The organism is Bradyrhizobium sp. CW1 (genome assembly GCF_023100665.1).
In the GTDB taxonomy this organism is placed as follows: domain Bacteria; phylum Pseudomonadota; class Alphaproteobacteria; order Rhizobiales; family Xanthobacteraceae; genus Bradyrhizobium; species Bradyrhizobium canariense_D.
This window is the reverse complement of the sequence record NZ_CP064684.1, coordinates 2200948-2213645: the sequence shown is the minus strand read 5'-3', so window position 1 is coordinate 2213645 and position 12698 is coordinate 2200948. Positions and strand designations below refer to the sequence as shown.

Annotated in this window: 12 protein-coding genes; 3 read left to right on the top strand and 9 right to left on the bottom strand. The window is 63.8% G+C overall.

What is annotated here, in order from left to right; all coding sequences use genetic code 11:
- Positions 1 to 10: 10 nt before the first annotated feature.
- The 3 genes from IVB54_RS10745 to IVB54_RS10735 form a co-directional block, all read right to left on the bottom strand.
- Positions 11 to 1333, bottom strand: a complete 1323-nt coding sequence (locus IVB54_RS10745) for an ABC transporter substrate-binding protein (protein ID WP_247777201.1) — start codon at positions 1331 to 1333, stop codon at positions 11 to 13.
- 95 nt (positions 1334 to 1428) lie between these two features.
- On the bottom strand, positions 1429 to 2133 hold the full coding sequence (locus IVB54_RS10740; RefSeq protein ID WP_018454354.1) for a hypothetical protein: 705 nt from the start codon (positions 2131 to 2133) through the stop codon (positions 1429 to 1431).
- Positions 2134 to 2162: 29 nt separating this feature from the next.
- On the bottom strand, positions 2163 to 3188 hold the full coding sequence (locus IVB54_RS10735; protein WP_018454353.1) for an ABC transporter substrate-binding protein: 1026 nt from the start codon (positions 3186 to 3188) through the stop codon (positions 2163 to 2165).
- Between the two features lie 138 nt (positions 3189 to 3326).
- Between IVB54_RS10735 and IVB54_RS10730 the strand changes: the two genes are divergently transcribed.
- On the top strand, positions 3327 to 3776 hold the full coding sequence (locus IVB54_RS10730; protein ID WP_247777200.1) for a cupin domain-containing protein: 450 nt from the start codon (positions 3327 to 3329) through the stop codon (positions 3774 to 3776).
- A gap of 45 nt (positions 3777 to 3821) precedes the next feature.
- Here IVB54_RS10730 and IVB54_RS10725 read toward each other — a convergent pair whose 3' ends face one another.
- Positions 3822 to 4607, bottom strand: coding sequence for an ABC transporter permease (locus tag IVB54_RS10725; RefSeq protein ID WP_018454351.1), 786 nt, complete (start codon positions 4605 to 4607; stop codon positions 3822 to 3824).
- The gene (locus tag IVB54_RS10720) at positions 4607 to 5425 is read right to left on the bottom strand and encodes an ABC transporter ATP-binding protein (RefSeq protein ID WP_026232716.1); all 819 of its coding nucleotides are present in this window, start codon (positions 5423 to 5425) and stop codon (positions 4607 to 4609) included. The genes IVB54_RS10725 and IVB54_RS10720 overlap by 1 nt, the downstream gene beginning before the upstream one ends.
- Positions 5426 to 5571: 146 nt before the next feature.
- On the opposite strand from IVB54_RS10720, the gene IVB54_RS10715 reads away from it, so the two are divergent.
- Both IVB54_RS10715 and IVB54_RS10710 read left to right on the top strand, forming a co-directional pair.
- Positions 5572 to 6354, top strand: coding sequence for an ABC transporter ATP-binding protein (locus tag IVB54_RS10715; RefSeq protein WP_018454349.1), 783 nt, complete (start codon positions 5572 to 5574; stop codon positions 6352 to 6354).
- Positions 6351 to 7910 (top strand): glycine betaine ABC transporter substrate-binding protein, encoded by a 1560-nt coding sequence (locus IVB54_RS10710; RefSeq protein ID WP_018454348.1) that lies wholly within the window; start codon positions 6351 to 6353, stop codon positions 7908 to 7910. The genes IVB54_RS10715 and IVB54_RS10710 overlap by 4 nt, the downstream gene beginning before the upstream one ends.
- Before the next feature lie 56 nt (positions 7911 to 7966).
- Here IVB54_RS10710 and IVB54_RS10705 read toward each other — a convergent pair whose 3' ends face one another.
- The 4 genes from IVB54_RS10705 to ilvC form a co-directional block, all read right to left on the bottom strand.
- Positions 7967 to 9679, bottom strand: coding sequence for a sulfatase-like hydrolase/transferase (locus IVB54_RS10705; protein ID WP_018454347.1), 1713 nt, complete (start codon positions 9677 to 9679; stop codon positions 7967 to 7969).
- 232 nt (positions 9680 to 9911) lie between these two features.
- On the bottom strand, positions 9912 to 10202 hold the full coding sequence (locus IVB54_RS10700) for a DUF1330 domain-containing protein (protein ID WP_018454346.1): 291 nt from the start codon (positions 10200 to 10202) through the stop codon (positions 9912 to 9914).
- A 62-nt stretch (positions 10203 to 10264) separates the two neighbouring features.
- Complete coding sequence (locus tag IVB54_RS10695) at positions 10265 to 11116, bottom strand: SDR family oxidoreductase (RefSeq protein ID WP_018454345.1); 852 nt, start codon at positions 11114 to 11116, stop codon at positions 10265 to 10267.
- A 472-nt stretch (positions 11117 to 11588) separates the two neighbouring features.
- A complete protein-coding gene (gene ilvC, locus IVB54_RS10690) occupies positions 11589 to 12608 on the bottom strand; it encodes a ketol-acid reductoisomerase (protein WP_007600992.1) in 1020 nt (339 codons plus the stop codon).
- Between the last annotated feature and the right edge of the window lie 90 nt (positions 12609 to 12698).

The following is a 12698-nucleotide window of genomic DNA, read 5'->3' as shown; positions in this document are numbered from 1 at the left end:
CGCATTTGCGCTACTGATTGCTGTAGGTGGTGCCCTTCGGCAGCGGCAGCACAGCCTCGCGCTGCGCCTGACTCTTGGGCCACACCACGGAGGACTTGTCGTCGATGTACTGGATCACGACCGGGAACGAGCGCTCGTTCTGCCCGGCCATCGGCGTGCCCTCGCCGTAAAACTTCACGCCGAAGCCGAGCATGGTGCCCCCTTCGGGAATATCAGTATCGAGGGCAGCCTTGCGCAGCGCATCCGGATCGACCCCGCCATACTTCTTGATCGCGCGCGGCAGCACGTCATTCATGAACACATAGGTGTTGGACGCACCGATGCCGACATGCGCCGAGCGGATCGCGACGCCGGGCCGGATCTTGTCGAATTCCTCGCCAACCATCTTGATCACAGGCGGGAGCTTGGGATCCATGGTCTTCTGGTTGGCAAGCCAGATCGAGATCGGGTCTGTGTTGAAGATGTAGGTGGCATCGGCTCCCATGCCTTCCTTCAGTTTTTCATAGACGCCGTAACCCGCGCCGTGCCCCATCAGCGCGCCGAACTTCAGCCCCTGCTCGCGCGCCTGACGCAGCAACAGCGTGATATCAGGGTTGTAGCCAGTGTGGAAAATGACATCAGGCTTGGCGCGCTTCAGCTTGGTCACCAGCGCGGAGAGGTCAGGCGCGGTGGCTGAATAACCCTCCTTCATCACGACGTTGAATCCCGCCTTCTTCGCGCCGGCCTCGTTGCCCCTGGACACGTCGACGCCATAGGCGCCGTCTTCGTGAATGATGGCGACGCGCAGATCCTTCGGCTCCTTGTCGAACTTCGCCTTGGCATTCTGCGCGATGAAATCCATGGTCATCATGCCGAACTGGTCGCCGCTCGCCTGCGGGCGGAAGACGTATTTGTAACCCTTCTCGTTGAACACGGCCGACGAGATGCAAGTCGTCATCCACATGAACTTCTTGAGCTGCTCGACGCGGGCCGCGACCGGCACACATTGCGCCGAGGAGAAGAAGCCGAGCACCGTGTCGACCTTTTCCTGCTCGAGCAGGCGGATGGATTCGTTGATCGCGATGTCGGGCTTGCTTTGCGCATCGGCATAGACCGCTTCGATCTTGTAACCCTCGACGCCGGTCTTGGCGAAATGGTCGAGAATGATCTTTGCGCCGATATAGCCGAGTTCAGAGCCACCGCCGGCGAGAGGCCCGGTCAGATCGAAAACGACGCCGATCTTGATCTTCTTCTCTTTGCCTTGATCCTGGGCCTGGGCGGACAGCGCCAAGCCTGTCGCCGATACCGCGACCAACAGCCCACGTACCAAACGGGCAGCCATGCGCACGCGCATCAAAACCTCCCTGGACGATTGTGCATTGCATTCTTTTTGGTTTTATATTTTCGCCCATCACATGGGCTGAGCGCAGCGATGTCAAGCCTCGCGCATCAGCGCAACGCGAACTGCTGCTCGACGAAGGCCGTGACAAATCGCGGCATGGACGGCGTGAGATCGCTCACCCCGCGCACGAGATGAATGGCCGAGAGCTCTGGCTCGGCCTCGTCCGCCAGATTGGCTTCGATCCGCGCACGCGCCACATCACCCGGCATGTCCAGGTTGACGATTTGCAACATCGCAATCGTCGGGCCGGTGACGACGCAGTGCCAGTCCGGCTCGACCCGATAGTCGGCGGCGGTCAGGCCGGTCTCTTCCTCGAGTTCGCGGATCACGCTGCCGGGAATGTCCAGCGTGTGGCCCCTGACGTCTTCGAGATCGGGCGTACCGGACGGGAAATAAATCCGGCCCGCATTGGCGGTGTGCTGCGCCATCTCACCCATGACGAAGGCGCCGTCGGAGGCGCGCAACGCGCCCATGCCAAAACCGTTGAACACGGCCTTGTCGGGAAAACCCCAATCGCGCCAGGCGAGGAAGCTCGCGAAATCGGTCTCGAAATAGGTCGCAGAAAGATGCCCGTCGGCGAACGTTGCATCACGCCCGAGCAGGACGCGACCGTTCCAGATCTTTGGCCGCTCGCGCTGCTTCTCGGCGAAATGCGTGGCGATCTCGGCGCGCCGCTCCTCCGCGAACGCCCAGACGATCGGCCGCACGGCAAGTTCAAGCGTCGTGACCCGATGAATGATTGGTGACGTCATGACGCCTGATGACCACACCTTCGCGTCAGTTATTTGACGCTTCCCGTGGTCTTCTTGGCCTGCTCGACATACTTGTTGGTGAAGGTCTTGCTGACGTCGATCTTGGCGTTGGCGACCTCGGGCGATCCAACGCTGAACACCGCGAGCACGGCGTCGGCGCCCTTCGGGTCCATCTTGCCGGTCTCGGAGAACATTGGGATCGTGTTCTTCAGTGCCGCGAGATAGAGGTCCTTGTTCTTGCCAACCGTCTCCTCCGGCATCTTCGCCATGATCTCCTCGGGCGAGTGCGAGTGGATCCAGGCGAGCGTGCCCAGGATCGCGTTGGTCAGCGCCTGCGTCTCCTTCTCGTGGCCGGCGACCCAGGCCGCGGTCGAGTACAGCGCGCCGCCCGGATATTCGCCGCCGAACGTCTCAAGTGTATCCTTTTGCGTGCGGGTGTCCGAGAGGATGCGCAGATCCTTGTGGCTGCCCTGGAGCACGGTCACGGAGGGATCGAGCATCACGGCCGCATCGATCTGGCCCTGCTCCATGGCGGCGACCGCAGTGGCGCCGAGGCCAACGCCGATCACGGCGGTGCTGGCGGGATCGACGCCATTCTTCTTCAGCATATACTTCAGGAAGAAGTCAGTGGAGGAGCCGGGCGCGCTGACGCCGACCTTCTTGCCGGCGAGGTCCTTGATCGACTTGATCTCGTTGGTGTGCGACGGCGAAACCACCAGCACGAGGCCGGGATAACGGTCATAGACCACGAAGGCCTGAAGCTCCTGCTTCTTGGCCGCGAGGTTGACGCAATGGTCGAAATAGCCGGAGACCACGTCGGCGCTGCCGCCGAGCACGGCCTTGAGCGCGTCCGAGCCGCCCTTGAGGTCCACGAGCTCAACGTCGAGACCCGCCTTGTCGTATTCGCCGAGCTGCTTTGCCAGCACCGTCGGCAAATAGCACAAACAGGAGCCGCCGCCGATCGCGATCGTGACCTTGCTTTGCGCCGCGGCAAGACCGGTGGTGAGCGTCAGCGCGAGCAGCGCGCCCGCGAGCCTGGCTATCGTGTTCTTCATTGGTTTCCTCCGTTCGGCTGGCGGCACCATAAAGCAGCCGGGCTGGCTTGAGAAGCAGGACCGAAGGCGCTGGCCATCGGCCTTTCGGCGCAATAGCATGAAGCCCACAAGAACAATTCTTGATGGGGAGGATCATCCATGAATCGCCTTGCAATCGGACTGTCGATCGCCACCGCTTTTGCCGCCGGATGCGGCGCAACCCACCTGCTGCGGCCGGCGGTGGCCGCGGAGAACATCCCTCCGCAGATCATCCACACCGGCGAGATGGAGGGCGACGCGCTCGGGAATGCCAACGCCGTCGGCTACCGCTCCAAGACGTTCGCAAGCGCCGATGGCGCCACCATCTCGATCCAGGTCGGCAATGTGCCCAAGCACATGCATCCCAACACCAACGAGATCCAGTACATCTTAGAGGGCACCGGCACGATCTGGTTCGGCGACAAGGAGGTCACGGTGAAGCCGGGCGACCTCGTCATCATCCCGAAGGGGACGCCGCATGGCGGCACCAAGCCGATCAGCGGACAGGTCAAGGCGATCGCGATCAAGACGCCGCCGCAGGCCCCCGATGACACCAAGCTGCTGGATTGAGCTTTCGCGATCCGGGGCTCGCGCGGTGCGCGGGCCCCTCGCGGCTTAGCCACGCCCGTCCACGGTCGGGCGCCAGACCAGCAGTCTCCGCTCCACCAATGTCACGCCAAAATCGATCAGGATGACGAAGGCCGACAGCACGAACATGCCGGCGAAGACGCCGGCGACGTCGAATATGCCCTCGGCCTGCTGAATGAGGTAGCCGAGCCCCGCCGCCGATCCCAGATACTCGCCGACGACGGCACCGACCACGGCAAAACCGACCGACGTGTGCAGCGAGGAGAACATCCACGACAGCGCCGAAGGCCAATAGACGTGCTGCATCAGCTGCCGCTCGCTCATGCCGAGCATGCGGCCGTTGTCCAGCACGGTGCGGCTGACCTCCTTGACGCCCTGATAGACGTTGAAGAACACGATGAAGAACACCAGCGTCACGCCGAGCGCGACCTTGGACCAGATGCCCAGCCCAAGCCACAGCGCGAAGATCGGCGCCAGCACCACACGCGGCAGAGCGTTGACCATCTTGACGTAGGGATCGAACACCGCGGCGACCAGCGGCTGGCGCGCGAACCAGAAGCCGATCAGCACACCGCCGGCCGATCCGATCACGAAGGCCAGGATCGATTCCGTCAGCGTGATGCCGAGATGCTTCCAGATCACACCGGACGAGAACCATTTGACGATCTGGGCGAAGACATCGACCGGATTGGAGAAGAAGAACGGCGGCAGCAGGATCTTGCCGAACACGGGCACGGTCGACAGCAATTGCCACAGCGCGAGGCAGACCACCGCGACCAGCACTTGCAGCGTAAGCAGCGTGACGCGCGACATCAGACCGCCTCCGCCGCTTGCGTGGACTGCGCATAGCCCTTCATGACCTCGTCCTTGAGCACGCTCCAGATCTCGCGATGAAGCGCATGGAATTCCTTGTCCAGCCGCACTTCGAAAATGTCGCGCGGGCGCGGCAGGCTCACGCGCCAGTCGCCGATGATGCGGGAGGACGGCCCCGCCGACATGATCACGACGCGGTCGGCGAGCGCGATCGCCTCTTCCAGATCATGGGTGACGAACAGCACGGCCTTGCGGTCAGCGTTCCAGAGGTCGAGCAACAGGTTGCCCATCACCTGCCGGGTCTGTGCATCCAGCGGTCCGAACGGCTCATCCATCAGCAGGATCTTTGGATCGCGGATCAGCACCTGCGCCAGCGCCACGCGCTTGCGCTGGCCGCCCGAGAGCATGTGCGGATAGCGGTTGGCGAAGGCACCCAAGCCGACCGAGGTCAGCCATTTCTGCGCCCGCGGCAGTGCCTCGCTGCGCGGCGTGCCGCTGACTTCGAGCCCGATCGCGACGTTGTCGAGCGCGGTCTTCCAGGGGAACAGCGCATCGGCCTGGAACAGGTAGCCGGCGTCCCGGTTCAGCCCGGCAAGTGGCTGGTCGAATATCCTGACGCTCCCCGCAGCCGGCTTCAGCAGCCCGGCCGCGACGTTGAGCAGTGTTGATTTCCCGCAGCCGGTCGGGCCGACGATGGCGACGAACTCGCCCTGCGCCACCGTCAGATGCGCCTTCTCCACCGCCGTATAGACCCGCCCGTCCCCCAACTGGAACGCGACCTTGGCATCTTCCAGCGCCACTGCCGTAGGCGTTATCATATGCTTCCTCCGAACTTGGCCCGATGCCTTAGCCGCTCGCGCGACCAAGTTCAATCAAGCCGCCAAGCGTGCTACGCATGGGCCTTGTCATCCCCTCCCTTCCCCCTCCCTTCCCTGGGGCGGGTCAGCGCAGTGAGCCCCGCCCGATGCCGTCCAGGCCGATGATTGGCTATGCCCACGTCACCAAGAGCTTCGGCGCGCTCAAGGCCGTGGACGATGTGTCACTCGACATCGCCGAAGGCGAATTTGTAGCCGTCGTCGGCGGCTCGGGTTCGGGCAAGACGACGCTGCTGCGGCTCGCCAACCGCCTGATCGAGGCGGATGGGGGCACGATCACGGTCGAGGGCGACGACGTGCAATCCGTCGATCCGGTCGCGCTGCGGCGCCGCATCGGCTACGTTTTCCAGAGCGGCGGACTGTTCCCGCATCTGAGCGTCGCCGACAATATCGGGATCACGCCGAAGCTGCTCGGCGTCTCGGCAGCGGATATCGCAACACGGGTCGATGAGTTGCTCGAGCTCGTGCAGCTCGACCGGGCCGCCCATCGCGGGCGGTTGCCGGATGCGCTCTCGGGCGGCCAGCGCCAGCGTGTCGGCGTGGCGCGGGCGCTTGCGGCAAGGCCCCGCATCGTGCTGATGGATGAGCCATTCGGCGCGCTCGATCCCCTTACCCGCGATGCGCTCGGCGACGATTTTCGCGAGCTGCACCGCAAGCTCGGCCTGACCACCGTGATGATCACCCACGACATGACGGAAGCGATCCTGCTCGCCGACCGCATCGCGGTGATGCGCAGCGGGAAGCTGCTGGCGCAGGGCACGCCAGTGGAGCTCTCGAAAAGCAGCGACGCCTACGTGCTGGAGCTGCTGCGGACGCCGCGACGCCAGGTCGAGCGATTGAACGCGCTGCTGCTAAAGGGCGGGGCGGCATGAGCCTTTTCACGGATCCGCGTTGGGGCGAAGCGCTGGCGCATTTGCCCGACTATCTCGGCAACCACGTGCGGGTGAGTCTCGCCGCGCTTGCGCTCGGCCTGATCGTCAGCCTGCCGCTGGCGATTCTGACGCGCAACCGTCCCACGCCGCGCGCTGTGCTGCTCGCGCTCGCCAGCATCGTGCAGACGGTGCCCGGGCTGGCGCTGCTCGCGCTGTTCTATCCGCTCCTGCTGCTCGCGGCCTCCGTGGCGCTGGCCTGGTTCGGCGTCTCCTTCTCCGCTTTCGGCTTCCTGCCGGCGATGCTGGCGCTGGCGCTCTATTCGATGCTGCCGGTGCTGCGCAATGGCATCACCGGCCTCAACGGCATCGATCCCGCGCTGATAGAGGCTGCCAAAGGCGTCGGAATGACCGCGCGGCAGTCGCTGGTGATGGTCGAACTGCCGCTGGCGCTGCCGGTCATGATGGCGGGGATCCGCACCGCCGCGGTGTGGGTGATCGGCACCGCGACGCTGTCGACCCCGATCGGGCAGACCAGCCTCGGCAATTACATCTTTGCCGGGCTCCAGACCCAGAACTGGGTGTTCGTGCTGTTCGGCTGCTTTGCCTCGGCCCTGCTGGCGCTCGCCGTCGATCAACTGCTCGGCCTGGTCGAGAGCGGCCTGCGCTGGCGCAGCCGCGTGCGTGCGGCGCTTGGCGCGGCCGGGATCGCGGCACTGGTCGCCGCAACATTGGTGCCGACGATGGGGCGCTCGTCACAGAACTATGTCGTCGGCGCCAAGACGTTCGCCGAGCAGTATGTGCTGTCGGCGCTGATGCGGGACCGGCTTCAGGCCGCCGGTCTCGCCGCCGTCGCACGCTCCGGTCTCGGCTCAAGCGTGATCTTCGAGGCGTTGAAAGCCGGCGATATCGATCTCTACGTCGATTATTCCGGCACGCTCTGGGCCAATCAGCTTCACCGCACGGACATCAAGCCGCGCGCGGAGCTGTTGGCGGAGCTGCAGACAACGCTTGCGAAGGAGAACATCACCCTGCTCGGCGAGCTCGGTTTCGAGAACGCCTATGCGCTGGTGATCCCGAAGAAGCGCGCCGAGGCGCTTGGCATCCGCACCATCGCCGATCTCGCCGCGCATGCTTCGACCCTGTCGATCGCCGGCGACTATGAGTTTTTCTCGCGACCCGAATGGGCGGCGCTGCAAAAGGCCTATGGCCTCTCGTTCCGCGCCCAGCGCCAGATGCAGCCGGACTTCATGTATGCGGCCGTCGCCAGCGGCGAGGTCGATGTCATCGCCGGCTACACCAGCGACGGGTTGATCGCAAAATACGATCTCGTTGCGCTCGACGATCCCAGGCACGCGATCCCGCCCTACGATGCGATCCTGCTGCTGGCCCCAAAGCGCGCCGGCGACGAACGGCTGCGGGCCGCGGTGAAGCCGCTGCTCGGCAAGATCGACATCGCGACCATGCGCGAAGCTAATTTGCGCGCCGCCGGCAATGACGCGAATTCGTCGCCGGATGCAGTGGCGAAATGGCTGTGGGAGAAGGTGGGTGGGCGGTAGCCGCGCCATTCGTTCGATGTCGTCCTGGCCTTCGCCAGGACGACGTTGGAGAGACGCTACAGCCCCCTGATCATCCCCGCATCGATCAGCAGCCGGTTAAGCCGGCGCGCTTCGGCCCCGTCCTTGCATCCGTAGAATATGCCCTTGCAGCGGAGCATGATCTCCTTCTGCTCGGCGAAGGACGGATCGAGCGGGATGCCGGCGGCTTCCTGGATAACCAGCGGCAGATACGGGCCGTCGACCGTGTCCATCACGGCCTCGCTTTTCACCGGCTCGAAATTGACGGCGTCGATCGCGTAGTAAGTCGCGTAGAGACGTGCGTCGTAGGCGTCGAGCTTCTTGCCGAGAGCGCCCTCGTCGAGCCCGGGCTCGAGGATACCGGGCGCGAATTCCGGCTGATGATCGCCGTAGCGCACGATCAGGAAGGGTTCGCCGGGAAATTTCTTCTTCAAGCCCGCGAGGAAAGCGTTGTACTGCTCGGCGCTCATCGCCTGCCGCCGCAGGTACTCGTCGATGGACGGCACATTGCCCGGTGCGCGCCAGTTCGGCAGCAGATCCGGGCGGAAGCGCGTCTCCCAGGGGAAATGATTGGCGCCGAGATAGATGAAGGTGAACAGCGGCTTGTTCGGCGTCCGCTCGCCCATCAGCCGGAGCGCCTTGTCGTAGAAGAAGCTATCCGGCTCGACATCCTTGGCGCCGAGATCCTTGGAGTCGAGAAAGCGTTCGATGCCGGTCGTCACCTGAAAGCTGCGCGCGGCCATGAAGCCGCCATAGGCGGGGTACAGCGACATCGTGTCGTAGCCGCAGCGGCGCAGCGCCAGCGGCAGGCCGCGCTCGACACGGCCTGTTGCAATGCGCGTCACGAAATAGGCGAAGCGGCCGAACGAGCGCGACGACAACCCCGCGAGCACGTTGTATTCGGTGAACCAGCTCGGCCCGCCATTGCTCTCGGCCAGGAACGCGCGCTCCTTGCCGTCCCAGGATTTGAAATGGCTGCCGTAGCCGGCCGGCACCTTGATGCCCTGCGCGGCGCGGATGTCGAAGCTCGATTCATCATGGACCATGATGATGTTCGGCCGCCGGCCGGCAGGATGGCAGGCATCGACCAGCGGCATGTTGAGCCGTTCGTTGGTCGAAGCGGCCGACTCCATGAAGCCGTATTGCGCGAAGTCGGAGACCGCGCTGACGCCGGAGCGGAAGAACTTCGAGAGATAGCCGTCGTCGTAATAGCCGCGCCAAGCCTCGTCCGGATGGTGGAGCGAATAGCCGACCAGCGCGGCGAGGCAGGCGAGCATCGAGGCGAGCGCCGGTAGCCTACGGATGCGGAATGGGTCGAGCCACCACAGCGCATACATCAGCGGCAGCGTGACCAGGCCGGCCCCGATCACCGACCAGCGCAAATTCGGGAAGATCGTGAACAGGAACGCCACCGTGTCGCGGTCGATCATCATCAGGTCGATGAAGTTGGCCGTCATCTGCACGACGTCGTGCTTCAGCCGTGACAGCAGCACCAGCACCACGACCATAGTCAGCGACAGCGCACCCGAGAGCGCCGGCCGCCGCAGCAGCGCGATCCAGAAGAAGTTGAGGATGCCCCAGGCCAGCACGAAGGAGAGCCGTGCGCCGAAATCCGTCTCGGTCTCGTACATCAGGACGAGCGCCGCGAGATGCGGCGCTGCAACCGCGAGCAGCCGCCAGATGCCGAGCGCAGCGACGCTTGCCAGCACGGCGGTCGTGGCAGAAGGACCTGGATTGGGCGCGGACGCCATCGACGACACGCAACTGCTGGTCCGGCACGGTGATGCCGAGCCGGCTGACCGGGCCTGCGGCGTTCGGCGCAGCCGGAAGGCCTGCACCGTGTCATAAAACTGTAATTGAACGGTCACGGACAAGCAACGCGTGTCGCGGTCCGACCTTCGCTTAATGTTAGCGGAAGCCGATCGGTCTCCGGGCCCAATTCGTCCCTAGGGCAAATCCCGCAGTGCAGAACCGACTTGCCGTCTAGTCGAGGCCTTCGACGCTGACCAGGCGGGCAGAACTGCAAGCGTCCCGGACCGCTTTGAGACCCTGGTAGGTCGCGCCTGTGTAAAATGCCTCCCAGGCTGCGACGGATGGGAATTCCAGCAGAACGATCCTGCGGGGCTGCCAGTCTCCCTCGTAGACCTTGTGGGCGCCCCCTCGCGCCAGATATCGAGCTCCAGCGGCCTCCAGGGCGGGCTTCACGCCCAACATGAAGCTTTGGTACTGCTGCAAATCCCTGATCTCGACGTCGAAAATCACATAAGCCGGCATCTCAAGACGCTCCCACGATCGGAAATTGATCACCTGTCCGGCAATGGTCTCACCTCGGAGGCTCAGCCCTGCGGCAGCAGCCCGAGCCGCTTGGCGATGATGCGGTCGACCACACGCTTGGGCAGCGTGGCCGTCATCAAATGCCGCATCCGGTCCGGCGTGATCTGGTAGCGAACCTTGGGCCTCTCGGCGGTGAGCGCCTCGAAAACGACCTCGGCAATCCGCTCGGCCGGCAGCCCGGTCTCGCCGAGCTTCATCATGAACGCCATGACCTTGTTCAGCGCCGGCAGATAAGGCGAGTTCTGGTAGACCGAAAGATCGATCTGCTCGGCCTTGCTCCAGATCGGCGTCTTGACGGCGCCGGGTGCGACGATAATGACGTCGATGCCAAACAGCATCAATTCGCGGCGCAAGCTCTCCGACAGACCTTCGATGGCATGCTTGGAGGTGCAGTAAGGCGCCGACAACGGATTGCCGTTCTTGCCCGCGACCGAGCTGATCATCACGATCCGGCCCTTCGGTCCCTCCAGCGACGGGTCGGCGCCCAGCAGCGGCCCAAAGGCCTGCGTCGCGATGACCGGGCCGATGACGTTGATCTCCATCTGCCGGCGAAAGTCGTCGACCGACAATTCGAGCACGGGACCGGCGACCGCGACGCCGGCGTTGTTGACGAGACCGGCCAGCGTCTCGCCGCCCAGCGCCTCGCGGACTTTTCGCGCAGCCGCGAGGACCGCCGCCTCGTCGGTGACGTCGAACAGCAGCGCCGTGAAGTTCGTACCGAATTCACCCATGAGCCGATCCGCATCGGCCTGCTTGCGGACACTACCGAAAACACGATAGCCGCGCCCGATCAGAAACTTCGCAATGGCCCAGCCGATGCCGGTGGACGCGCCGGTGACGACGACGGATCGCATGATCTTCCTCCCCAAGAGCTCCCGCGATCATGCAGGCGAAAGGTGCCGGGGCGCAATGCCGTCCACCGCTCAAGGAGACGCCGCGGGTGTCAGTTCTTAAGTTGAAGGCGAGGTGCGAACCTCGCGACGTGCGATTGATTGCATCCTGAAGGTATGGATGAAGAGCCGAATCCTTGACCCTGAAGACGCTGGGCTTTTGAGGATCGGGAGCTTCTGAGAAATTCCGAAAACAACGCGAGACCAAGAATGTGGTTTAAGCGTCAGTTCTTCATGCTCAGGGAGCACTTCAGCTCGCGAAGAATTTGAATGAAGCAGCAATGCTTCGCGCGAGACGAAAAGAGCGAGACCGCTGGTTGCGATCTCGCTCGAATATAATCGCGAAGATTTAAGAATTGGTTTGGCGAGCGAAGCTTGTGTTTTCGCTCGCGTGTCCGGATGCGGCGCAACCGATACGCCGCATCCGAACGGCCGCTTAGTTCTTCGACTTGTCGACCAGCGCGCCCTTCTTGATCCAGGGCATCATGTCGCGCAGCTTGGCGCCGACTTCCTCGATCGGGTGCTCGGCGAGCTTGGCGCGGGTCGCCTTGAACGAGGTCTGGTTGACCTTGTTCTCGAGCATCCAGTCGCGGGCGAACTTGCCGGACTGGATGTCGTTCAGAACCCGCTTCATCTCCTTCTTGGTCTCGTCGGTGACGATGCGCGGGCCGGTGACGTACTCACCGTACTCCGCGGTGTTGGAGATCGAGTAGTTCATGTTGGCGATGCCGCCTTCATAGATCAGGTCGACGATCAGCTTCACTTCGTGCAGGCACTCGAAATAGGCCATCTCCGGGGCGTAGCCGGCTTCGACCAGCGTCTCGTAGCCGCCCTTGATCAGCTCGACCAGGCCGCCGCAGAGCACGACCTGCTCGCCGAACAGGTCGGTCTCGCATTCTTCCTTGAAAGTGGTCTCGATGATGCCAGCACGGCCGCCGCCGACGGCGGAGGCGTAGGACAGGCCGAGGTCGTGGGCGTTACCCGAGACGTCCTTGGCGATCGCGATCAGGCAGGGCACGCCGCCGCCACGCTGGTATTCCGAACGCACCGTGTGGCCGGGGCCCTTCGGCGCGATCATCAGAACGTCGAGATCGGCGCGCGGGTCGAGCAGGTTGAAGTGGACGTTGAGACCGTGCGCGAAGACGAGGGCGGCGCCCTTCTTCATGTTGTCGTGCAGGTGCTCGCGGTAAATGTCGCCCTGGAGCTCGTCCGGGGTCAGCATCATGACCAGGTCGGCCCATTTGGCGGCCTCGGCGACTTCCATCACCTTGAAGCCGGCAGCTTCCGCCTTCTTGGCCGAGGCCGAACCCTTGCGGAGCGCAATCGCCACGTCCTTGACGCCGGAATCCTTCAGGTTCAGCGCATGGGCGTGGCCCTGGCTGCCATAGCCGACGATGACGACCTTCTTGCCCTTGATCAGGTTCAGGTCGGCGTCGCGATCGTAATAAACACGCATGGTCGTTTCCTCGTTCAGGGGCCGGAATCGGCCGTTGGTCAGGTCTTGTCGGTCAGGTCTCGGACGGTGAAATTTGCGGATTTCGGGGGC